Below are 21,166 nucleotides of genomic sequence, written 5' to 3' on the forward strand. Positions count from 1 at the left end.
CGACTTGAAGCCGCTCCGACCGTGTCGGGGCGGCTTTTTCTTGTCTTGGCTCCTCCCCCGCCTGCGGGGGAGGGGGACCACGAAGTGGTGGAGGGGGCGAGACTGGGCGCCGTGCCAGCCGTCGCCCCCTCCGTCACGGCGCCGGTGGCGCCGCGCCACCTCCCCCGTTTTACGGGGGAGGAGCTGGGTTCAGCCCAGCCAGGCGCCGGCCGCCTTTTCCAGCGCCTTGACCGCCTCGGCCGGCGAAAAGGTGCTGGGGTCCAGGCACAGCTCCAGCCACAGCCCGTCGACCATGGCCGTCAGGGCGATCGCCGCCAGCCGCCGATCATGCGCGCCGCAGTCGGCCAGCAGGGTCTCGAGCCGCGCGCGATAGGCGGCGTAGGACTGGGCGTGGATGGCGGCGATGCGCGGCTTGGTCTTCACCAGGCCCCAGAAGCCGATCCAGGCGGCCAGCAGGTCGGGATCCAGCACCGGCGGGGCGAAGCTGGCGGCGAGATAGGCCGACAGCCGCGCGCGGGGATCGTTTCCGGCGCCGGCCACGGCCGCCACCAGCGCCGCGTCGATCCGCAGGTCGACCGCCTCGTAGGCGGCGGCGATCAGGTCGTCGACGCCCTCGAAATAGTGCCGCAGCAGCCCGGCCGAGACCCCGGCCTGCGCGCAGATTGTCCGCACCGAGGCCGCGGCCACGCCCTGGCGGGCCAGCACGGCCTCGGCCGCCGCGACCAGGGCCTGGCGACGGACGTCGGGGGCTTCGCGGGTGAAGGGGGCGCGCAATGTTTAGCCCTCCCCCTCGATGGGGGAGGGTTGGGTGGGGGTGATACAGCCTTGCCGGCTGAACCGCCGCTCCACCCCCATCCCCGACCCTTCCCCCATCGAGGGGGAAGGGAGAAGAGCGCGGGTCACCACCACCCCTCCGGCGGTCGCGGCAGGCGGCTCTCGGGGATCAGCGCCCGCAGCTTGCGGCCGAAGCTGCGCAAAGACACCTCGCTGGTCGCCAGCGGGCCGGCCGTGAAGGTGCGCGAGGCCATGCCCTGCTGGACGCGGGCGACGAGCTCGGTGTCCTCGGCGTTGACCTGGCGGTTGATGCGCCAGTTCAGGTAGCGCGCGGCCTTCATCTCGCGCCGGTCGTCGGGCAGGGCGTAGGCGATCTCGCGGATCATGGTCCTGCCGGCCGAGACCGGAATGAACTGCATGAAGTCCACCTGGTCGGGATAGATGTCGAAGGCGAAGTTCGGCCAGAGCTTGAAATAGGTCCACAGCCGCTTGCGGTCTTCCGGCAGGTGCGGAACGTCGGGCAGGATATCCTGGTAGAGGCGCTCGGACGGGTTGTTCGACGGCTCGTCGATCAGCTGGCCCCACATCTTGTCGACATAGGTCTGCGCTTCGACGCCATAGCCCTTGCCGAACAGGCGGGTCAGGCCCGGATGGGCGACGGGGATGTGCAGGCCGTCGGAATAGTTGTCGCTGATGTTCTTCCAGTTGACGTCGCGCGGCCGCAGGGTGACGCGGCCGAAGGGTTGCAGGTCCTCGAACCGGTAGTGGGCGACCTCGTGCTCGTACGGAGCCATCATGTCCGCCACCGACGGGCCGTCGCCCTCCAGCCGCACGAAGACGAAGCCGCGCCAGATCTCGGTTTCCAGCTTCGCCAGCCCTTCCTTGGCCATGTCGAGCGCCGGGTAGTCGTCGCGCATCGGCACGCCGATCAGCCGGCCGTCCAGGTCGTAGGTCCAGGCGTGGTAGGGGCAGACGATGCGGCCGCAGCGGCCCGTCGGGCCGTCCAGCAGCCGCGCGCCCCGGTGGCGGCAGACATTGGCGAAGGCCCGCGCCCCGCCGTCCTTGCCGCGCACCACGACCAGGCTCTCGCCCACGAAGTCGAAGGTGTGGAAGTCGCCGGCTTTCGGAATGTCGTTGAGGTGGCAGACGATCTGCCAGGACGGCCGGAAGACCTTGTCCTGCTCCTCGCGGAAGAACCGCTCGGAGCCGTAGATCCAGCCGGGAAGGCCCCAGTCCGACAAAGGATCGGCGGAGAGGGGGTCGTGGTTGGAGATCATGTTCATCGCAAGACCTCTCCGGCCAAGGTGCGATCCCTCCCCCTTTGATGGGGGAGGGGCAGGGGTGGGGGTGACAGCGGGTCCGGAAGGGGCGCGGCCCGTGTGGCGTCCACCGCCGCGGTCACCCCGATCCCCGGCCCTTCCCCCATCGAGGGGGAAGGGAGAAAGCGCGTGGCGGTCACCGCCCCACCACGGCCAGCTTCACCGCCGTGGCGAAGTCCTTGTCCCGCAGGATCTCGCGGGCTGCGTTGCGGCCGGGATTGCCCGAGACGCCGCCGCCGGGATGCGTGCCCGCGCCGCACATGTAGAGGCCCTTGATCGGCGCGCGGTGGCTGGCGTGTCCCAGCAGTGGACGCGTGGCCCACAGCTGATCCAGGCTCATGTGGCCGTGCATGATGTCGCCGCCGATCAGGCCGAACTTCCGCTCCAGATCGAGCGGCGACAGGATGACCCGCCCCAGCACCGAGGCCTTGAAGTTGGGGGCCCACTTGTCGACCGTGTCGATGATCAGGTCTGCGGCGGCCTCGCGCTCGTCGTCCCAGCCGCGACCATCGGGCAGCGTCGGTGCGAACTGCTGGCAGAACAGGCTGGCCACGTGCTGGCCGGGCGGGGCCAGGCTGGTGTCGAGCGTCGAGGGGATCAGCATCTCGACGATCGGCGCTTTGCTCATGCCGCCGGCCTTGGCGTCGCGATAGGCCGCGTCCATGTAGTCGAGGCTGGGGGCGATGACGATCCCGCTCTGGTGATGCTGGGCCACCGCCTTGCCGGGCAGGGACGTGAAGTCCGGCAGCTCCGACAGGGCGACGTTCATGCGGAAGGTGCCCGAGCCGTTCTTGTAGCCGTCGATCGCCTTCCTGAAATCGGCCGGCAGAGCCGATGGCGGCACCAGCTTCTTGTAGAGCAGGGCCGGATTGACGTTGGCGCTGACGATCGGGGCCATGATCTGGCGGCCGTCGACCAGTTGCACGCCCACGGCTTTGCCTCCGTCCACGTGCACCCCCTCGACGGGGGCGTTCAGCAGGATCTCGACCCCGGCCTTCTCGCAGGCCTTCGCCATGGCCTGGGTGATCGCGCCCATGCCGCCGACCGCGTGGCCCCAGGCGCCCTTCTTGCCGTTCACCTCGCCGAAGGTGTGGTGCAGCAGCACATAGGCCGAGCCCGGCGTGTCGGGGCTGGCGTAGTTGCCGACCACGGCGTCGAAGCCGAAGGCGGCCTTGACCGGCTCGCTCTCGAACCAGCCGCCCAGGAAATCCCGCGCGCTCTTGGTGAACAGGTCGAGCAGGTCACGCTTCCTCTCACGGGAGAGCATGGCCAGCCGCCCGCCCTGGCGCAGGGCGCGCAGGATCCCCGGCAGGCCGTCGCCGAGGTTGGGCGGAGTCTCCTGGGCGAGATCGCGCAGCACGTCGCCGATCTCGTCGAGCATGGCGTAGTAGGCCGGCAGGATCTCGGCGTCGCGGCGGCTGAACTTGCGGAACTCGGCTTGCGTGCGTTCCAGGCCGCCGCCGAGCTTCAGGTATTTGTCTTTGCTGATCGGCAGGAAGTTGGAGATCGGCCGTTCCAGGAAGGTCAGGCCGAACCCGTGCAGGTCCATGTCGGCGATGACGCGCGGATTGAGCAGGCTGACCGTGTAGCTGGCCACCGAGTTGCGGAAGCCTGGATGGAACTCCTCTGTAACCGCCGCCCCGCCGACCACGCCGCGAGCCTCGCAGACGGTGACCTTCATCCCGGCCCTGGCCAGGTAGAAGGCGCAGACGAGGCCGTTGTGGCCTCCGCCGATGATCACGGCGTCACGGGTGTCGGTCATGCTCGCATCTCCCCCAGAAGCGTCTGGTGAGGAGGTTGCTATACGGGTGTAAAATAGTCCAGCGGCCCAAGAGAAACCTCTCCCATAGGGAGAGGGAGGGGCCCGCCGCGAAGCGGTGGGAGGGTGAGGGGTTTCAGATTGCCGGGTTTTTGTGCGGGGGTCAGAGATTCCACCTGCCAGCGGTGAAACCTCTCACCCTCCCACGCCTGCGGCGTGGGCCCCTCCCTCTCTCAAAGAGAGAGGGATCAAGAATTAGTGCTTGCCCCGATCGCGCCCGAAGTTCGGTTCGGCGCTTTCCTGGCCGGCGGCGACGATGCCGCGCCGGATCGCCCGGGTGCGGGTGAAGTGGGCGTGCAGGGTGTCGGCGTCGCCCCAGCGGATGGCGCGGCTCATGGCCTGAAGGTCTTCGGTGAAGCGGCCCAGCATCTCCAGCACCGCGTCCTTGTTGGCCACGAAGATGTCGCGCCACATGGTCGGGTCGCTGGCGGCGATGCGGGTGAAGTCGCGGAAGCCCGAGGCCGAATACTTGATGACCTCGTTCTCGGTGACGTTCTCGAGGTCGGCCGCGCTGCCGACGATGGTGTAGGCGATCAGGTGGGGCAGGTGGCTGACGACGGCCAGCACCAGGTCGTGGTGCTTCTCCTCCATCAGCTCGACCTGGGCGCCGAACGAGCGCCAGAAGGCCGACAGCTTGGCGACGGCGGCGGCGTAGGCTTCGTCCTCGCGGTCGGCCAGCGGGGTCAGGATGGTCCAGCGGCCTTCGAACAGCTCGGCGAAGCCGGCGTCGGGACCCGATTGCTCGGTGCCGGCGATCGGGTGGCCGGGGATCGGGAACACCTTGGAGAGCGCCGGCGCGCGGAAGGCCTCGGCGATGGTGGCCTTGGTCGAGCCGACGTCGGTCAGGGTGGCGCCGGCCTTGAGGTGCGGGGCGACGGCGGCCGCCACCTCGCCGATCGACAGCACGGGCGTGGCGATGACGACGAGATCGGCGTCCTTGACCGCTTCGGCCAGGTCGCCGGTGACGTGGTCGGCCAGGCCGATCTCCAGCGCGCGGGCGCGGTGGGCCTCGCTGGCGTCGGCGATGGTGACCTCGCCGACCACGCCGTGGGCGCGCGCGGCCAGGATCACCGAGCCGCCGATCAGGCCGGCGCCGACGACAGTCATCTTGGGATAGAGCAGGCCGGTGGGGGACATGGTTTGGATCTTATACGCCCTCCCCCTCGATGGGGGAGGGTTGGGTGGGGGTGAAGCGGCGGTCGGTCTGGTTGCGGCGGAACGGTGGGTGGTCACCCCCATCCCCGACCCTTCCCCCATCGAGGGGGAAGGGGATTCCATCACTGCGCTACGAACTGCGCCAGCAGGTCGACCACGGCGCGGTTGTGCTCCTCGCGGCCGATGGTGATGCGGATCGATTCCGGCAGGCCGTAGTTGGCGACGGCGCGGACGAGGTAGCCCTTGCTGGCCAGGAAGGCCTCGGCGTCGAGAGCGGTCCTGCCTGGCGTCGTCGGGAAGTCGACCAGCACGAAATTGGCCGCCGACGGGGTGACCGTCAGGCCAAGGCCGCCCAGCTGTTGGGCCAGCCACGGACGCCATTGCTCGACCAGGGCCACCGAGGCGGCCTCGAATTCGCGGTCGGCCAGGGCGGCGATGGCGGCGTCCTGGCCGGGGATCGAGGTGTTGAACGGCGGGCGGATGCGCTCGATCGGATCGATGATGCCGAAGTCCGCATAGCCCCAGCCCACGCGCAGGGCGGCCAGGCCGTGGATCTTCGAGAAGGTGCGGGTGACGATGACGTTCTGCGTCTCGCGGGCCAGGGCCAGGCCGTCCTCGAAGCGCGGATCGGTGCAGAACTCGGCATAGGCGCCGTCCAGCACCAGGATCACCGATGGCGGCAGGGCCGCGTGGATCGCGCGGATCTCCTCGCCGGTCAGCCAGGTGCCGGTCGGGTTGGCCGGGTTGGCGATGAACACCAGGCGCGTGCGCTCGTCGACTTGCTTGATGGTCTCTTCCAGGTCGATGCGGCGGTTCGGCTCCTTGGCGAAGCGGACCTGCGCCTGGCAGGCGCGGGCGCCGATCGCATAGGCGGCAAAGCCGTGCTCGCCCTGGACGATGTTGTCGCCCGGCTCGAGATAGACCTGGCACAGCAGGGCGAAGATCTCGTCGCTGCCGTCGCCGAAGGTCAGGCGCTCGGGCTCCAGGCCGTAGCGATCGGCGACAGCGGCGCGCAGGGCGTTCGACTTGCCGTCCGGATAGACGTGCAGGCGGTCGACGGCGTCGCGATAGGCGGCCTTGGCCTTGTCGCTGCAGCCGAGGACGTTTTCGTTGCTGGACAGCTTCACCGGATGGGCGATCCCCTCGATCTTCGACTTGCCGCCCACATAGGCGGCGATGTCGAGGATGCCCGGCTTGGGCAGCGGACGAGGCGAGGCGGAACGGTCGGAAGCGGTCATCACGGGTCTCAGGCGGGCCATGAGGCCCTTGCGAAAAACGGGGCCTTCTTACACGTCGAAGGGAACCGGCGCAGCCCCGATGACGCCGGTCAGCTGGCCTGGCGCGCGGGCCAGGCGCTCGTCGTTGCGCTGGTAGAAGCCCGACAGCGAAAAGAGCTTCAGGCCGCCGGCCTCGGCCAGCGGTTCGGCCGCCACGCCGTCGGCGCCCAGGGCCTCGACGATGGCGCCGGCGCTCTTCTGGCTATCGGTCACCCAGAAGGTCTGGTCGCCGCCGGTGGGCTCGACCTCGACCTGGGCCACGGCGAAGGCGGCCTGCGGACCCCAGCGGGTCAGGCAGGGCAGGGCGGCGAAGATGTTCAGCGTCGGTTCGGCCAGCAGGCGGCCCCACCAGGCGCTGCCCGGTTGCAGGCCCAGCACCGAGACGCCCCACGGCGTCTTGGCGGCGGCCAGGGCGTCCTTGTCGGCGGCGACCACGGCCATTGGCGGCGCGGCGCCGAAGCGCAGGCGGGCCAGCTCGACGGTGCGGCCGTCGCCCCAGACCGTCAGGTGGAACGGGCCCTGGCGCGACAGGCTGTCGGCCATCAGCTCGCGCCAGATGCGGATGACGAGGGCGTCGGGGGCGTGGCTGCGCTCCGCCGACAGCAGCTTGCGGACGATCAGGGCCTCGCGGCCGGGGCGCAGGCCAAAACCGGTGTCGCCGGCGGCCTGCTTGGCCGCGGCCACGGCGCGCGACAGGCCTGCCCGCTCGTCGATCAGCGCGAGCAGTTGGTTATCGATGGCGTCGATGCGCCATCGGACCTCGTCCAGCGAGGGCGGCGTCTCGTCCGCGTCGCGACCCATGTCTATCCCCGAAAATGAGGGGCGGAACATAGTCCTTGCCGCGAAGGGTGCAATAGCCGCGTCGCCGGGGAAGGAAATTGCGTGGTTCGGTGGGGCGGATGAGCGCGGCGGAGGCGGCCGGATACGTGTCCGAACCTAAACTCCCGTCATTCCCGCCCTTGTGGCGGGAACCCCTCTGTCAGCTGCAAGGGCGGATGAGGCGGCGTGCTGAGCACGTCGCTTGCACCTCACCTGCGAGCGGAACCAGGGTTTCCCGCCACAAGGGCGGGAATGACGGGAGGATGTAAGAGATCAGCGCGGCACATACACCTGCGGCGACGGACCCGTGTCGAACGGCCCCAGGCGCGTGCGGCCGTTCTGGAACTCCAGGGTGGCGCTGAGCGTCGGGTCCTTGCCGGCCGCCGCGGCGACCGCCGCCACCGCCGAGCGGGCGTCGGTGATGGCTTCGGCCGTGGTCGGCTTCTCGCGCACGGTGACGTCCAGCGCGCCTTGCAGGCGGCCGTTCTGGTCGACGGTCAGGGCGCCGGACCTGGCCTCGATCAGGGCGTCGCCGGCGGTCAGCTTGCCGCTCTCGACGGTGATGGCGCCGCCAGCGGCGGTCCAGTCACGGACGGCGTCCGTCCAGTTGTCGCCGCGCAGGGCCGGGGCCTTCGACAGGCGGGAGTCCCAGTAGAGCGAGGCGGTGCGGTCCTGGGCGATGCGGCCGAGCAGGCCGGTGAAGGCCACCTTGGCGCCGTCGGCCTTGAACAGGATCGCGCCCTGCTGGTCGGGGCCCGGGCGCAGGTGGAGCTGCAGAGCCTGCGTGGAGCTGATCGGGAACGGCTCGACGTCGGCGGCGGTGGTGAAGGCGAGCTTGGCGCCCTCGACCGAGATGCGCGGCGGATACTGGTCGAAGCCGGCCAGGCTGGCGCGCAGGGCCTCGCCGGTGATCGTCACGTCGCCCTTCTCGGGACGGGTCAGCACGACGCCGGCCGGGGCGACGATGATCCAGTGGCCGATACCGTAGATCATCGCCTCGCCCTTCAGCTGCGGCGCGCGCACGGCCCAGCCGGTGGGCTCGGCGACTCGGGCGTTCTCCAGCCGCACGTCCAGGCGGAAGGGGAAGCCGGTGACCTCGCGCCTGGTCCACGACAGGTCGTAGCCCTCGGCCTTCATCTGGATCGAGGTCGCGTCCATGCGCTTGATCATTTCGTTGCGCAGGTAGAACCAGCCGACGCTCCAGACGATGCAGACCAGGGCCGCGAGCACGAAAGGCAAGACGAGGCCGCGACGGCGGGGCTTGCGGGACGGCGTCGGGTCGCTATGGGTCATGGGCGAAGGGGCTGTTCCGGTCGGTGAGGGGTTTGGGCGTGGCGAGCGAGCAGCCGCAAGGCGGCGATCGTTGGGTGTTCGGTTACGGATCGCTGATGTGGCGGCCCGGGTTCCCGTTCATAGACCGAAGAACCGCGGTTCTCCATGGGCGCAGGCGCGCCTTCTGCATCTATTCGGTGCATCACCGGGGCACCTACGAGCGGCCGGGCCTGGTGCTGGGCCTGGCGCCCGGGGGCTCGGTGCGCGGCGTGGCCTATCGGGTGGCGCAGGACGCCTGGCCCGAGGTCTACGCCTATCTGCGCGAACGCGAGCAGCCGACCGAGACCTATTTCGAGGCCTGGTCCAAGCTGCGCGTCGACGGGAACGGCGAGGTCCCGGCCCTGGTGTTCCTGTCGGACCGCGCGCACGGCCAGTGGGCCGGGGCGCTGACCCTCGAGCAGCAGGCAGAATTGATCGCCGGCGCCAGGGGCCTGTCGGGGCCGAACATCGACTACCTGCGCGATCTAGTCGGCCACCTGCGCGAGGACGGCGTGCGCGATCACGCCATGGAGGCGCTGCTGAAGATGGTGGAGGCGCGGGAGCTGAAATCCTCCCCCTGAAGGGGGAGGTGGCCCGAAGGGCCGGAGGGGGGGCTGCTGATCTCTAGGAGGTCGCTGACTCGGAAGTCACGTCCCCCTCCGTCGGCTTCGCCGACACCTCCCCCTTCGGGGGGAGGATCTTAAATCCCTTCGTCTTCCAGCGCCTTGGTGGCGCCGTCGATCCGCGTCTGCAGTTCGCGCATGAACTCGCCGCGCTTGAGGCCGGCGGGGATGGGCGGCAGGTATTCGAAGACGATGACGCCGGGTTGCACGAGCAGGCTCTTGTGCAGCCAGTGCTGGCCGCAGTTCAGGGCCAGCGGGGTGACCGGCAGCTCCAGCTCGCGATAGAGCGCGGCGATGCCGGGCTTGTAGTCGCCGGGCTCGCCCACCTTGCCGCGGGTGCCTTCGGGGAAGATCACGACCTGGCGTGTCTCCTTCATGCGGTCGACACTGTCGCGCACCAGCTTCTTCAGGGCCGCCGAATGGCCGTCGCGGTCGACGACGATCATCCGGGCCTTCAGGCCGTGCCACCCGAACAGCGGCACCATCAGGAGCTCCTTCTTCATCACGAAGCAGGCGTCCGGCAGGATGGCGAACTGGCTGAAGACGTCGAACATCGACTGGTGCTTGGCGGCCACCAGGGCCGGGCCGGTGGGGACCTGGCCCCGCACCTCGACCCGCACGCCCGCCAGGATGCGCAGGCCCAGGATCACGCCCCGCGACCAGATGCGCATGGCGGCGCGATTGACTGGGCGCGGCAGCGCCAGGGTCACCAGCATCAGTATGGCCATGGTCGCCGACCACAGCCAGAAGAACAGCTGGAACAGGAACGAGCGCAGATAGATCAAGAGTCTTTCCCCGTTGCCGACGTCTCGGCGGGCCCGGTCTCCGACGTCTCGGCGGGCTTGTCTTTCGGACCCAGGTTCAGGAACGCCTCGCGCCCCAGGATCGCCAGGTACTTGCAGTATTCTACGATCATCCGCCGGGCGGTGTGCGAGCGCTTCCACCAGCGACGGGCGTTCAGGCTCTCGGTGGCCACCGGATAGGCGGAGAGCTCGACGTCCGGCATGGTGGCGCGCAGCTCCAGCATCGAGCGCGGCATGTGGTAGTCGGCGGTGACGACGATCAGGCTCTTGTAGCCGCGGGCCTTGGCCCATTCGGCGGTCTCGCGGGCGTTGCCGACGGTGTCGGCGGCGGCGAACCCCAAGTCGACGCAGCAGTCATAGATCGGCTTGACCGCCTTGGTGACGTCCAGGACGTCGGCGCGGGTTGCCTCGCGGTTGACGCCGGAGATCAGCAGGCGCTTGCCCTTGCCGGCCTCGAGCAGCTTGGTGGCCGCCTCAAGGCGAAGGTTCGAGGCGCCGGTCAGCACCACGACGCCGTCGGCCACGGGCGGGTCGGCGGCCGGGGTCGAGCGCTCGACCCGCGAGGTGAAGGCCAGCAGGCCCAGCACCCAGATCATCACCACGATCAGGAAGGCGGCGATGCTCTTCACGGCATGTCCTTCAGCAGGCGGAGGGCCGCGGCGCGCGCGGCCAGCCCCGCGACCAGGGCGGCGATCAGCGGACAGGGCAGGGGCGCCAGGAGGTCGACCCATGCCAGGGGCAGAACCGGGGTCAGGCCCGAGCCGCCCCCCGCCAGCCGCGCCGCGACGCCGACGATGACCGCCGCCGCGCCGCCGAGCAAGCCCGCGCTGGCGGCCATGGCCGCGAACCGGTTCTGGAACAGCCTGGCGATGAAGCCGGCTTCGGCGCCGGAATGGTGCAGCACCTCGATCACCTCGTGGCGGGCGGCCAGGCCCGCGCGGGTGGCGAAGGTGATGACGGCGGCCGTGGCGGCGGCGATCAGGCCGAAGACGCCCAGCGCCGCCCAGCGGGCCAGGCCCGCGCCGCGCTGGATGTCGGCGATCCAGCGGCTGTGGTCGTCGACCACGGCGTCGACGGCGGCCTCGTGCAGGGCCTTGGTCAGGGCTTCGGCGGTGGCCGGGGCCTTGGGATCGAGGTCGAGGGTGACCAGGCGCGGGGTCGGCAGGTCGGCGACCAGGGCGTCGCGGCCGATCCACGGCTCCAGCAGGGCCTCGGCCTTGTCCTTGGTGAGCGCCTGGGCCTGGACCACGCCCTTGACCCCGGCCAGGGTCTCGGCGGCGCGGGCGGCGGCGCTGTCGGGCGTCTCGCCGGCCTTGGCGCGGACGACGACGGTGGCCGAACCGGTCAGCTGCGAGGTCCAGCCCTCGGCGGCGCGGTTGGCGGCCAGGGCGGCCAGGGCGGTGAGGCAGGCCAGGAAGCACAGCACGGCGACGACGAAGACCAGCGCCCCGTCGCGGGCGTCGCGCGGCGGCAGCAGCGGGCCGGGCTTCCAGCGGTTGATGTCGAACGGGCCGCTCATCGCGCCTCGCCGGTGTCGACCAGGCGGCCGTGCTCGAGATGCAGAACGGGGCGGCCGGCGCGGGCCACCAGTTCCTCGTCGTGGGTGGCGATCAGCACCGTGGTGCCCAGGCGGTTGAGCTCGACGAAAAGGCGCAGCAGGCGCAGCGACATGGCCGGGTCGACATTGCCGGTCGGCTCGTCCGCCAGCAGGATGTCGGGCCGATCGACCACGGCGCGGGCGATGGCCAGGCGCTGCTTCTCGCCGCCCGACAGGGTGGCGGGCAGGGCGTGCATCCGCTCGCCCAGGCCCACCCAGTGCAGAAGCTCGGCGACGTCGTCGCGATAGGTGTTCGGCTTGCGGCCGGCGATGCGCAGCGGCAGGCCGGCGTTGTCGAACACCGACAGGTGCTCGAGCAGGCGGAATTCCTGGAACACAACGCCGATGCGGCGGCGCAGGAAAGGCAGGTCGGCGGCCGGAACCAGGTTCACGTCGCGCCCGAACAGCTCGACGCGACCCCGTGACGCACGATGGGCCAGGTAGATCAGCTTGAGCAGCGAACTCTTGCCCGCGCCAGACGCGCCGGTGAGGAAGTGAAACGAGCCCGGGGCAAGGGAAAACCCGATGTCGCGCAGGGTTTCGGGACCCCGCCCGTAGCGCATGGAGACGCCTTCGAAACGGACCACGGGGACGGCGTCGGGGTCTTGATCTGCGCCGGTCCGCAAGGGTGTGTCGATGGGGTTTCTGGACATCAGGGTTAAAATCGGCGACCTCCAATGCTGTAAAGCGGGGATGACCGATTCGCGGCCATGATACTGACCTGTCCCGAGTGCGCCAGCCGCTATTTCGTCGACGACGCCAAGGTCGGTACGGCTGGGCGCGTCGTGCGTTGCGCCTCGTGCGGCGCGCGCTGGACCGCGCGTAACGAAACCGCCGCCGACGACGACCTGTTCGATGCGCCGCCCGCCGCGGGGGCGAACCCTGGGCCGGCCAACGACGCGGCCGTGTCGGCCACGCTCGACCCTCTGCACGCCCTCGATGACGAGCCAGAGCCGGAGCCGCCGGTCAGCGCCCTGCCGGGGGAGGAACTGCCCAAGGTGTTCCGGGCCCGCGCCGACGCCGAGCGCCGCCTGAAGGAAGCCAAGACCACCGGCATCGTCTGGGCCTCGATGGCCGCGTTCGTGGTGCTGGTGCTGGGCTGCGCCTGGGTCTTCAATCTGAACATCGGCAAGCTGATGCCCGGCACGGCCGGCGCCTACGCGATGATCGGCAAGCCGATCAACACCGTGGGCCTGATCGTCGAGGAAAGCAGCATCCGCGCCCAGCCCTCGATGCAGGACGGCCGCGCCGCCCTGACGGTCACCGGCGTGATCCGCAACATCACCGAAAAGCCGGTCTCGGCCCCGCCGCTGCGCATCGCCCTGCTGAACAAGGGCCAGAAGCGTGTGGCCGGCCAGCTGGCCGCCGCCGCCGATCCGGTCATCCCGCCCGGCCAGACCCGCCACTTCTCGGTCACCCTGCTGAACCCGCCGTCCAGCGCCCAGATCCTGGAGGTCGGCTTCGCGGTCGAGAAGGGCGCCGCCCATGCCGTCAAGACGGGCTTGGGGCCCGCCAAGGCCGGCCACGGCGAGCCCGAACTGCGCGGCGCCCAGGACACGCCGACCACGGATCATGGCGCGCAGGAGGCCCATGGGGCCGATTCCGCGGCGGAAGGGGCTGGACACGGCGCCCCTGGTCATGAGACCGGAGCGGCCGAACCGGCCGCCGCCGACCATCATTGACCAAGATCCCCTGACATGACCGAGCTCCACCGCCCCGAAGTGCTCATTTCCGAGCAAGAAATCGCCGAGCGGGTGGAAGCCCTGGCCCGCCAGATCGCCCCGCGCATCGACGACGACACCGTCGCCGTCTGCCTGCTGACGGGTGGCCTGTGGTTCGCCGCCGACCTGACCCGCGCCCTGTGGAAGGCCGGCCGCAACGTCCGCTTCGACGCCCTGTGGCTGGCCTCGTACCATGACGAGCGCAAGAGCACCGGCCGCTGCGAAGTGCGCGCCGACCTGCAGCGCCCGCTGGTCGGTCGTCGCGCCCTGGTGGTCGACGACGTGTTTGACACCGGCCTGTCGCTGTCGGAGGCCGCGCGCCTGGTCAAGGACGCCGGCGCCAGCGAAGTGCTGACCGCGGTCTTCGCCCGCAAGCCCTGGCCGACCTCGCGCGGCATGGAGCCCGACTTCGTGGCCTGGGAAGCCCCGGCCCGCTACCTCGTCGGCTACGGCCTCGACGACGAAGGCAAGAGCCGCGGCCTGCCGTACATCGGCGCGCTGGACTGATTTCAGTCTACCGAACGCAAAAACGCCGCGAGAGCTGATCGGCTTTCGCGGCGTTTTCGTTTTCTGGAACCTCCCCCTGTGGCGGAGGCGATCGCGTAGCGATCGGAGGGGGGCGGAAATCGGCTCTATTCAGCGGAAGCTGAGAACGGCCCCCCGCCGGCCTTCGGCCGCCTCCCCCAGAGGGGGAGGTTTCTTCCGGATCAGTCCATCGCCCGCTGCGTGGTCGCAATAAAACCGCCGCCGAGCACGCGTTCGGGATCGGCGGGGTCGTAGAGCACGCAGGCCTGGCCGGGGGCGACGCCTTCTTCCAGGACGTCGAACACCAGGCGCACGCCGCCGTCTTCCAGCGTCAGGCGTCCGGGCACGGGCTCGCGGGTCGAGCGCACGCGAGCCAGGACCGGCGCGCCGGCCTTGGCGGCCGCGATCAGGTCGTCCTCGCCGCCCAGCCAGTTGTCTTCCTTCAGGGTCAGCGCCTTGGTCAGCAGCGCCTCGCGCGGGCCGACCACGACGTGGCGCTTGTCGGCGTCGATGCGCACGACGAACAGAGGCTCGCCCGTGCCGCCGCCGACATTGAGGCCGCGCCGCTGGCCGATGGTGTAGCGGGTGACGCCCTCGTGACGGCCCAGCACCTTGCCGTCCAGGTGCACGATGTCGCCCGCTTCCGCGCCTTGCGGGCGGATGCGGTCGATGACCGTGGTGTATTTGCCTTCCGGTACGAAGCAGATGTCCTGGCTGTCGGGCTTGTCGGCCACCGACAGGCCCAGCGCGGTTGCGACGGCGCGGACCTCGGGCTTGGAGAAGCCGCCCAGCGGGAAGCGCAGGAAGTCGAGCTGGTCGCGCGTGGTGGCGAACAGGAAGTAGGACTGGTCCTTGGCCGGGTCGGCGGCGCGGCGCAGCTGCGGGCGGTTGCTGGCGGCGGTGAAGCCGCGCTGCACGTAGTGGCCGGTGGCCATGGCCTCGGCGCCCAGGTCGCGGGCCACGTCCAGCAGGTCGCGGAACTTGACGGTCTGGTTGCAGCGCACGCACGGGATCGGGGTCTCGCCGCGCAGATAGGCGTCGGCGAACTCCTCGATGACCTGCTCCTTGAAGCGGCTTTCGTAGTCGAGGACGTAGTGCGGGATGCCGATCCGCTCGGCCGCCATGCGCGCGTCCATGATGTCCTGGCCGGCGCAGCAGGCGCCCTTCTTGGAGATCGCCGCGCCGTGGTCGTAGAGCTGCAGGGTGACGCCCACCACGTCGTAGCCGGCGCGGGCCAGCAGGGCGGCGGTGACGGTCGAATCGACGCCCCCGGACATGGCCGCGACGATCCGCGTGCCCTTGGGCAGGCCGACGGCACGCCTGGCGGCCTCGGCGGCGCGCGCGATCAGGGCGTCGCCGTCGGGAACGGGGGCGTGGGCGGGGTCGAAACGGGCGAGGTCGGCGTCCATCGGCGCTATTTAGAGCCTCGACCCCGATTTTGCGAGGTGGAGCAGCGCCGCAGGGTCCAAAGGCCCTACTTCAGCACGTTCAGCAGCGACGAGTTCTGCAGCGAGGCGAACACCTGGGCCGAGGCCTGCACGGCCAGCTGGGCGGCCTGCAGGCGGGTGACGGCCTCGGCCATGTCGACGTCGACGACGCCGCCGATCATCACCGTCAGGCTGTCGGTCTGGTCCTGAAGCGAGACCTGGGCGTCCTCGAAGCGCTTCTGGTTCAGGCCGTTCTTGCCCTGGGCGGTGACCAGGTCCTTGTGGGCGCCGTCGAAGGACGGCAGCAGCCCCTTGAGGAAGGTCGACTGGGCGTCGGTCAGGTTGCCGGTGAACGGGCCGTTGGCGTCGACATAGGCCTGGACCTGCTTGAAGGCGTCGAACAGGTCGGTCCCCAGGGCGTCGCCCAGCACGCCGGTCGAGACCGTGGTCGACTCGTCGATGCGGTTGGTCGTGACGTACTGGTCGTTCTGGAACAGCGAAGCGGTGCTGGGGGCCGCCGTCAGGTCGGCCATGGTCGTGGCCGTGGTGGTGGCGGTGTCGTTCTTGGCGCCCGAGAACACGTAGTAGCCGTTGGCCTTGGTGTTGAGGCCCTGCACGGCGTCGCCGAAGGCGTTCTGCAACTGCTGCATCAGGGTGGTGGCGTTGCCGGCGGCCAGGGCGTTGGCGATCGCCTCGCGGGCGCTGGTGGCCGAGTTGGCCAGGCGCTCGATGCCCATGTCCTGCATCTCCAGGCGGTTGGAGACGAGCTTGGTCTGGTCGAGGAAGCCGTCGATCTTGGCCTGGGCGCTCTTCATCGCCGTCAGCATCTCGGCGTTCTTGGAATAGCCCTTCAGGTCGCTGGCGACTTTCTGGCTGGAGACCTGCTCGCCGATCTGGTTCTGGCGCACCTGCGCCAGCATCAGGTTCGACGTCATCACGCCGTAGTTGCCGGAGGTGGAGACACGGGTCATGGCGGACCTCAGATGATGTTCACGAGGACGTCGTACATGTCCTTGGTCGCCTGGATCAGGCGGGCCGAGGCGTTGAACGCCTGCTGGTACGTCGTCAGATTGATGAGCTCTTCGTCGAGATTGACGCCCTCGTGCGACTGGCGCTGGGTGTCGACCTCGACCTTCACCGAAGCGGTGGCGTCCTTCTTGGATTCGGCGGCGGCGGCCTTGCGGGCGATCGAGCCGGCGAAGTCGGCGCCATAGCGCAGCACGCTGCTGGTGGCCGCGCCGACGCCGCCAGCCGAAGAGAAGTTGACCGCGCTGTCGCCGGCCTTGGCCAGGGCCAGGGCGCCGCGGGCGTCGCCGACGGCCAGGGCCGAGGTCCCGGCGGCGGCCGTCAGGTCGAGCTTGGCGAAGGGCAGGCGGGCCGGGTTGCTGTTCATGGCCGCGTCGACCGTATAGCCCGAAGCCCGCGTGCTGCGCTCGGACGGGCCCAGGCCGAACAGCTGGCTCAGCGACGGGCCGCCGGCGCCGCGCTGGGTGCCGTCCTCGACCACCGACAGGGTCACCGGCGAGGCGCTGTTGGAGCCGAAGCTCAGCGCGCCCTTGGAGTCGAGGGCGAAGGTCCCGTACTGGCCCGCGCCGTCGCTGCGCGAGTTCAGGGCGTTCAGCATGTCCTGCATGGTGCCGCCGGCCGGCACGGTGACCTTCACGTCGCGGATGCGGCCGCCCTCGATGTCGGTCAGGCGCAGGGTGATCTCCTCGCCCGGGGTGAAGCCGTGCGGCGAGGCCGTGGTCATGCCCGTCTCGTACGGCGAGTAGCCGTTCTGGCGGACGATGTCGTTCATGCCGAAGAAGTGACTGAAGCCCTTGCCGGCCTTGGTCGACGGATTGGTCGGGTCGTCGGCGATGGCCACGCCCAGGCCGCCGTTGGCCGACAGGCTGAGGGCGCCGTTCGAGAAGGTGGCCTGGCCGTCGGCGCCCAGGGCGCTGTTCAGCTGGGTCAGGAAGTTGGCTGGGGTGAAGGCCGGGCCGGCGACGCCGTCGACCGTCATCGAGCCGGCGCTGAAGTCCACCTCGATGCGGCGCTGGATGACGCCGGCCGAGTTGGTCAGGGCGATGGTGGTCTTGCCGGTGAAGCCGGTGAGGGCGGTGGTGGCGTCCAGGCCCGTGTCGCGGCCGGTCATGGTGGCCGGGGCGGGGACCGAGGAGTTGGCGTTCGAGGCGCGGTTCAGCTCCTCGGTGGCGCGGGTGACGAACTCGCCCAGCTGGTCCGACAGGGCCGGCAGCTCGGTGTTGCGCAGTTCCAGCAGGCCCTTGATCTCGCCGCTGCTGATATAGAGCGGGCTGGCCTGGCCGCCGCTGTTGGCCGAGGTGACCGTCAGGAAGCCGTTGGCGGTCGGCGACTGCTCGTACTTGATCACGGCCGCGCCTTCGCCGGCCAGGCTCATGCCCTCGGTCGAGCGGATCAGCACGCCGCCGTTGGCGCGCTGGCTGACCTGCACGTTCATCAGCGACGACAGTTCGTCGATCAGGCCGCTCTGGATGTTCTCCGAGCCGGTGGCGTCGACGCCGGTGGTCTTGGCGCGGGTGATGTCGGCGTTCAGCTCGTCGATCTGCTTGAGCAGCACGTTCACGCGGTCGACGTCGGCCGAGATCTTGGTGTCGGCGTCCTTGCCCAGGCTGGAGAGGCCCGCGGTGACGCGGCTGCTCTCACCCAGGAAGTCCTCGACCTTGGTCAGGGCCTGGGCGCGCAGCAGCGACGAGGACGGCTCGTCGGCGGCCTGCGAGAAGGCGCTGAACACATCGTCGAGCATCGAGAAGAAGTTGGTCTTGGCGCTGGGGTCGCCGAACAGCTCCTGGGCGTTGTCCAGCGCGCTCGAGAGCGCGGAGGCGCGGCCGGCGTCCGAGGCGGCGTTCAGGCTGGCCGACTGCAGGAAGCGGTCGGTGGCGCGCTTGATGGCGTCGATGTTGACGCCCACGCCCATGCCGTTCGACACGAGGTTGGACTGGCTGATCGTCTTGCGGACGTAGCCGGCCGTGTTGACGTTGGCGATGTTGTCGGAAACGACGCGCATGCCCGTCTGGGCGGCCATCATCCCCGACGTCGCGGTGTTCAGGATGGTGTTCAGCGACATCAGCGATCTCCTGTCCGCTCGGCAAAGCACGAACCACGCGACGCGACCTTGCCCGGCGAAACTTGCCGGGTCGGCGTCGAGAGCGTCTCGTTTCCGTTGTGCAAACCGTTGAAATACAAGGCGTTGGGTTCCATGCGCCGTGCGGACGACGAGGAGGGGAGCGCAAGGATGGCGCCAACCCGGCCAGAAGCCCGGCTGCGACGCCCCGACGCGGCAAGGGACGCGGCGGGGGACGGGTCATTCTTTCCGTTTCCGCTCGGCAAAAACCTCCGCAACCTGCCGAAATCAAAGGGTAAATCGGAAGTTAAAGTCTTTTGAATCAATAACTTGAAAGAAATTTCCGGGTTGGCCCGGCGATTGCTCAGGGGACGGCGGATCAAGGCGTGCTCCATCCGAGCCGTCGTCCAGCCAGAGCGTACCGACCCGCATGACCGCGATCGCCGCCTCTCTTCCGCTCCCGACGCCCGCCCAGGGCGCCGCCGGCGCGTCCGACGCTTCGAGCGCCGGCGACGTCTTCGGCGCGCTGCTGGCCGCCAAGGGCGCGAGCGAAGAGACGACGCAGGAAAAGCCGGCCGCTCGTCCCGCGAGCGGAAACAAGGCGCAGGCCAAGCCCGCCGCCGCCGACCGCAAGGCTGACGACAGCAAGGCCGGCGACGAGACCGCCGGACAGGACGCCGCCGCCGCCCAGGCCGGCGCGGCCGTCGTCGCCGCGATGAGCGCGCAGCAACAGCCCCAGCCCGTCGCCGCCGGCCAGGTCGCCGAGACCGCCGCCGTCGACGTCGCCGCCGTCGCCGAAACCGCGACCGCGGGCTCCACCGATCTTCTGGCCAAGGCCGCCGACCTGGTCGGCGACGTGGCCGCCACCGTTTCCGACGTCGCCAAGCTGGCCGGCGCCGCTCCTGTCGCTGCCGCCGCCGAGACCGTGCAGGCCGCCGCCGACCTGGCGGCCGACACGGCCGCGCCGCAGGTCGACGCCGAAACCGTTCTGCCGGTGGTCGCCGACGCGGCCGTCGCAGCCACGGACGTTCCGGTCATCGACCTGACCAAGCTGGCCGCCCAGCCGCAGGCCGCCGCGCCCGCCCAAACGCCCGCCGCGCCGAAGGCCGAGCCCCAGGTTCAAGCCCAGGCGCAGGCCGCCGCCGACGCCGCCCAGCCGGCCGCCGCCTCGCTGGGCGACGAGATCGTCAGCCTGAAGGCCGTGCAGGTTCCAGCCGACGACGCCGCCGCGACCACGGCGGCCGCGACGCCGGTCGACACCGCAGAGGTCGCCGCGCCGGCCGAGGCCCAGGCCGCGGCCGTCGAAACCGCCAAGCCCGCCGAGACCCAGGCGCTGACGCCCAAGACCGGCAAGGTCGAGGTCGCCGCCAAGGGCGAGGCCGTGGTCACGGCCCACGCCGTCGCCGCCGATCAGGCCGCCCACGACGCAGCGACCAACAGCGATAGCGGATCGCAAGGCGGCGGCGCCGACGCCTTCGCCCAGATGGCGACTGACGCCGCGCCGGTCGACGCCGCCGCGCCCAAGGCCGAGGCGACCTTCGCCCCGACCGTCCAGGCCCAGGCCGCTTCGACCGCCCAGGCGCCCGCCGAGACCATCGTGCGCGGCTCGCCCGAGACCGTCGCGGCCATGTCGGCCGAGATCGCCAAGAAGCTCGAGGCCAAGACCACCCGCTTCGATATCGTCCTGACGCCGGAAGGCCTGGGCAAGGTCGACGTGCAGGTGCGCATCGGCGCCGAGGGCAAGCTGACCGCGACACTGGCCTTCGAAAACCCGCAGGCCGCCGCCGATCTGCGCCACCGCGCCGGCGAGCTGCGCCAGGCGCTGAGCCAGGCCGGCTTCGACGTCGCCGACAACGCCCTGAAGTTCGACGTGTCGAGCCAGGGCGGCAACGGCGGCCAGGGCCAGCAGCAGAACGCCTTCTTCGATTTCCAGGGCGGCGACCACGGTCGTCGCGCCTTCGCCGGCCGCGCCTTCGCGGGCGCCATGGCCGAAGACATTCCCACCCTTTCGGCCGCGTCGCTGATCCCGGGCTATCGCCTCGCGGATTCCGACGGCGTCGACGTCAAGATCTAGGAGCAAGCGTCATGGCCACCACGACCAGCGCGACGTCCGGCACCTCGGTGATCGACAAGATCAACAACTCGAGGAACCAGCTGGCGAGCAGCGAAGAAACCTTCCTCAAGCTGCTGACCACGCAGATGAAGAACCAGGATCCGTTGTCGCCGATGGATTCCAACGCCTTCACCGGCCAGATCGTCCAGATGACGGGCGTCGAGCAGCAGCTGGTCACCAACGACCTGCTGGCGGCCCTGGTCGGCATGAACGACGGCGGCATCGCCGACGCGGTCAACATGATGGGCAAGCAGGCGACCGCCGAGACCGACACCTCGGTGCTCAAGGACGGCAAGGCCAACTGGAGCTACACCCTCGGCCGCAACGCCACCTCGGTGAAGATCGAGGTGCTCGACAAGTACGGCAACGTGGTCGCCACCAAGCTGCCCGACGACATGAGCAAGGGCGACCACACCTTCGAGTGGGACGGCAAGGACAGCACCAGCGGCGTCCAGCAGCCCAACGGCGCCGCCTACACCCTGCGCGTCACCGCCCTCGACGGCGAAGGCACGAAGATCGCCACCACCTCCAAGGGCCGCATCGAAGGCATCGTGACCGCGGTGACCAACGAGAGCGGCCAGAACATGGTCACCATCGACGGCGTCAAGGTGCCGATCAGCCAGGTGATCGGCGTCACCAATGCTCCGGACAAGACACCGGAAACGCAGGCCGAGGCCGCCTAAGGCCTCCACGGAATGAACCGGGCGTCAGAATGACGCCGACGCGGTCCCCCACCGAGCCAGACGGCCGACCCGGGACCCAAACGCAAACTGCGCTGAACCCCGCCAAACAAACCTC

20 protein-coding genes are annotated in these 21,166 nt (G+C 70.0%); 5 read left to right on the forward strand and 15 right to left on the reverse strand.

The window, feature by feature from the left end:
- Positions 1–189: 189 nt before the first annotated feature.
- The 7 genes from DDF62_RS05180 to DDF62_RS05210 all read right to left on the reverse strand — a co-directional run bounded on the left by DDF62_RS05180 (position 190) and on the right by DDF62_RS05210 (position 8,456).
- Positions 190–774 (reverse strand): TetR/AcrR family transcriptional regulator, encoded by a 585-nt coding sequence (locus DDF62_RS05180; RefSeq protein ID WP_116488100.1) that lies wholly within the window; start codon positions 772–774, stop codon positions 190–192.
- 125 nt (positions 775–899) lie between these two features.
- Positions 900–2,057 (reverse strand): aromatic ring-hydroxylating oxygenase subunit alpha, encoded by a 1,158-nt coding sequence (locus tag DDF62_RS05185; protein WP_116488101.1) that lies wholly within the window; start codon positions 2,055–2,057, stop codon positions 900–902.
- A 172-nt stretch (positions 2,058–2,229) separates the two neighbouring features.
- The gene (locus tag DDF62_RS05190; RefSeq protein ID WP_116488102.1) at positions 2,230–3,855 is read right to left on the reverse strand and encodes a phytoene desaturase family protein; all 1,626 of its coding nucleotides are present in this window, start codon (positions 3,853–3,855) and stop codon (positions 2,230–2,232) included.
- Between the two features lie 252 nt (positions 3,856–4,107).
- Positions 4,108–5,049, reverse strand: coding sequence for a prephenate/arogenate dehydrogenase family protein (locus DDF62_RS05195; RefSeq protein ID WP_116488103.1), 942 nt, complete (start codon positions 5,047–5,049; stop codon positions 4,108–4,110).
- Positions 5,050–5,189: 140 nt separating this feature from the next.
- On the reverse strand, positions 5,190–6,305 hold the full coding sequence (gene hisC / locus DDF62_RS05200) for a histidinol-phosphate transaminase (RefSeq protein ID WP_116488229.1): 1,116 nt from the start codon (positions 6,303–6,305) through the stop codon (positions 5,190–5,192).
- A 48-nt stretch (positions 6,306–6,353) separates the two neighbouring features.
- Positions 6,354–7,145, reverse strand: a complete 792-nt coding sequence (locus tag DDF62_RS05205) for a chorismate mutase (RefSeq protein ID WP_116488104.1) — start codon at positions 7,143–7,145, stop codon at positions 6,354–6,356.
- A gap of 291 nt (positions 7,146–7,436) precedes the next feature.
- Positions 7,437–8,456 (reverse strand): DUF2125 domain-containing protein, encoded by a 1,020-nt coding sequence (locus tag DDF62_RS05210; protein WP_116488105.1) that lies wholly within the window; start codon positions 8,454–8,456, stop codon positions 7,437–7,439.
- A 38-nt stretch (positions 8,457–8,494) separates the two neighbouring features.
- Between DDF62_RS05210 and DDF62_RS05215 the strand changes: the two genes are divergently transcribed.
- A complete protein-coding gene (locus DDF62_RS05215; protein WP_116488230.1) occupies positions 8,495–9,055 on the forward strand; it encodes a gamma-glutamylcyclotransferase in 561 nt (186 codons plus the stop codon).
- Positions 9,056–9,174: 119 nt separating this feature from the next.
- Here the strand turns inward: DDF62_RS05215 and DDF62_RS05220 are convergent, their stop codons facing one another.
- From DDF62_RS05220 to ftsE, 4 genes are read right to left on the reverse strand one after another with little or no spacing between them, the layout of a single operon-like run.
- Positions 9,175–9,882 (reverse strand): lysophospholipid acyltransferase family protein, encoded by a 708-nt coding sequence (locus tag DDF62_RS05220; protein WP_116488106.1) that lies wholly within the window; start codon positions 9,880–9,882, stop codon positions 9,175–9,177.
- Positions 9,879–10,529: a YdcF family protein gene (locus DDF62_RS05225; protein WP_116488107.1), complete on the reverse strand. Its 651-nt coding sequence runs from the start codon at positions 10,527–10,529 to the stop codon at positions 9,879–9,881. The genes DDF62_RS05220 and DDF62_RS05225 overlap by 4 nt, the downstream gene beginning before the upstream one ends.
- Complete coding sequence (locus tag DDF62_RS05230) at positions 10,526–11,419, reverse strand: cell division protein FtsX (protein WP_116488108.1); 894 nt, start codon at positions 11,417–11,419, stop codon at positions 10,526–10,528. Before DDF62_RS05230 ends, DDF62_RS05225 begins: the two co-directional genes overlap by 4 nt.
- Complete coding sequence (gene ftsE, locus DDF62_RS05235) at positions 11,416–12,150, reverse strand: cell division ATP-binding protein FtsE (RefSeq protein WP_165832178.1); 735 nt, start codon at positions 12,148–12,150, stop codon at positions 11,416–11,418. Before ftsE ends, DDF62_RS05230 begins: the two co-directional genes overlap by 4 nt.
- A gap of 57 nt (positions 12,151–12,207) precedes the next feature.
- Between ftsE and DDF62_RS05240 the strand changes: the two genes are divergently transcribed.
- Together DDF62_RS05240 and DDF62_RS05245 are read left to right on the forward strand one after the other, a co-directional pair.
- Positions 12,208–13,179, forward strand: a complete 972-nt coding sequence (locus tag DDF62_RS05240) for an MJ0042-type zinc finger domain-containing protein (protein ID WP_116488110.1) — start codon at positions 12,208–12,210, stop codon at positions 13,177–13,179.
- Positions 13,180–13,194: 15 nt separating this feature from the next.
- Entirely contained in the window at positions 13,195–13,725 is a 531-nt protein-coding gene (locus DDF62_RS05245; RefSeq protein WP_101718025.1) for a phosphoribosyltransferase, read from the forward strand.
- 200 nt (positions 13,726–13,925) lie between these two features.
- Here the strand turns inward: DDF62_RS05245 and mnmA are convergent, their stop codons facing one another.
- From mnmA to DDF62_RS25365, 4 genes are all read right to left on the reverse strand, one after another.
- Positions 13,926–15,152: a tRNA 2-thiouridine(34) synthase MnmA gene (mnmA, locus tag DDF62_RS05250; RefSeq protein ID WP_116488111.1), complete on the reverse strand. Its 1,227-nt coding sequence runs from the start codon at positions 15,150–15,152 to the stop codon at positions 13,926–13,928.
- A gap of 65 nt (positions 15,153–15,217) precedes the next feature.
- Positions 15,218–16,141: a flagellin gene (locus DDF62_RS05255; RefSeq protein ID WP_116488112.1), complete on the reverse strand. Its 924-nt coding sequence runs from the start codon at positions 16,139–16,141 to the stop codon at positions 15,218–15,220.
- A gap of 8 nt (positions 16,142–16,149) precedes the next feature.
- Complete coding sequence (gene flgK / locus DDF62_RS05260; protein WP_116488113.1) at positions 16,150–18,258, reverse strand: flagellar hook-associated protein FlgK; 2,109 nt, start codon at positions 18,256–18,258, stop codon at positions 16,150–16,152.
- Positions 18,258–18,638 carry a hypothetical protein gene (locus tag DDF62_RS25365; RefSeq protein ID WP_133244893.1) on the reverse strand — a complete coding sequence of 127 codons (381 nt, stop codon included), beginning with the start codon at positions 18,636–18,638 and terminating at the stop codon, positions 18,258–18,260. The genes flgK and DDF62_RS25365 overlap by 1 nt, the downstream gene beginning before the upstream one ends.
- Before the next feature lie 47 nt (positions 18,639–18,685).
- Here DDF62_RS25365 and DDF62_RS26055 point away from each other — a divergent pair, with 47 nt between their 5' ends.
- Both DDF62_RS26055 and DDF62_RS05270 read left to right on the forward strand, forming a co-directional pair.
- Entirely contained in the window at positions 18,686–20,329 is a 1,644-nt protein-coding gene (locus DDF62_RS26055; protein ID WP_244286707.1) for a flagellar hook-length control protein FliK, read from the forward strand.
- Positions 20,330–20,340: 11 nt separating this feature from the next.
- On the forward strand, positions 20,341–21,051 hold the full coding sequence (locus DDF62_RS05270) for a flagellar hook assembly protein FlgD (protein ID WP_116488114.1): 711 nt from the start codon (positions 20,341–20,343) through the stop codon (positions 21,049–21,051).
- Positions 21,052–21,166 lie beyond the last annotated feature (115 nt).

Origin of the sequence: Caulobacter radicis (assembly GCF_003094615.1) — a bacterium.
Lineage (GTDB): Bacteria > Pseudomonadota > Alphaproteobacteria > Caulobacterales > Caulobacteraceae > Caulobacter > Caulobacter radicis.

Bases quoted from the DNA above. Each gene is read 5' to 3' on its own strand.
- DDF62_RS05185 (WP_116488101.1), bottom strand. From the start codon at position 2,057: ATGAACATGATCTCCAACCACGACCCCCTCTCCGCCGATCCTTTGTCG.
- DDF62_RS05190 (WP_116488102.1), bottom strand. From the start codon at position 3,855: ATGACCGACACCCGTGACGCCGTGATCATCGGCGGAGGCCACAACGGC.
- DDF62_RS05195 (WP_116488103.1), bottom strand. From the start codon at position 5,049: ATGTCCCCCACCGGCCTGCTCTATCCCAAGATGACTGTCGTCGGCGCC.
- hisC (WP_116488229.1), bottom strand. From the start codon at position 6,305: ATGACCGCTTCCGACCGTTCCGCCTCGCCTCGTCCGCTGCCCAAGCCG.
- DDF62_RS05205 (WP_116488104.1), bottom strand. From the start codon at position 7,145: ATGGGTCGCGACGCGGACGAGACGCCGCCCTCGCTGGACGAGGTCCGA.
- DDF62_RS05210 (WP_116488105.1), bottom strand. From the start codon at position 8,456: ATGACCCATAGCGACCCGACGCCGTCCCGCAAGCCCCGCCGTCGCGGC.
- DDF62_RS05230 (WP_116488108.1), bottom strand. From the start codon at position 11,419: ATGAGCGGCCCGTTCGACATCAACCGCTGGAAGCCCGGCCCGCTGCTG.
- ftsE (WP_165832178.1), bottom strand. From the start codon at position 12,150: ATGTCCAGAAACCCCATCGACACACCCTTGCGGACCGGCGCAGATCAA.
- DDF62_RS05240 (WP_116488110.1), top strand. From the start codon at position 12,208: ATGATACTGACCTGTCCCGAGTGCGCCAGCCGCTATTTCGTCGACGAC.
- DDF62_RS05245 (WP_101718025.1), top strand. From the start codon at position 13,195: ATGACCGAGCTCCACCGCCCCGAAGTGCTCATTTCCGAGCAAGAAATC.
- mnmA (WP_116488111.1), bottom strand. From the start codon at position 15,152: ATGGACGCCGACCTCGCCCGTTTCGACCCCGCCCACGCCCCCGTTCCC.
- DDF62_RS05255 (WP_116488112.1), bottom strand. From the start codon at position 16,141: ATGACCCGTGTCTCCACCTCCGGCAACTACGGCGTGATGACGTCGAAC.
- flgK (WP_116488113.1), bottom strand. From the start codon at position 18,258: ATGTCGCTGAACACCATCCTGAACACCGCGACGTCGGGGATGATGGCC.
- DDF62_RS26055 (WP_244286707.1), top strand. From the start codon at position 18,686: ATGACCGCGATCGCCGCCTCTCTTCCGCTCCCGACGCCCGCCCAGGGC.
- DDF62_RS05270 (WP_116488114.1), top strand. From the start codon at position 20,341: ATGGCCACCACGACCAGCGCGACGTCCGGCACCTCGGTGATCGACAAG.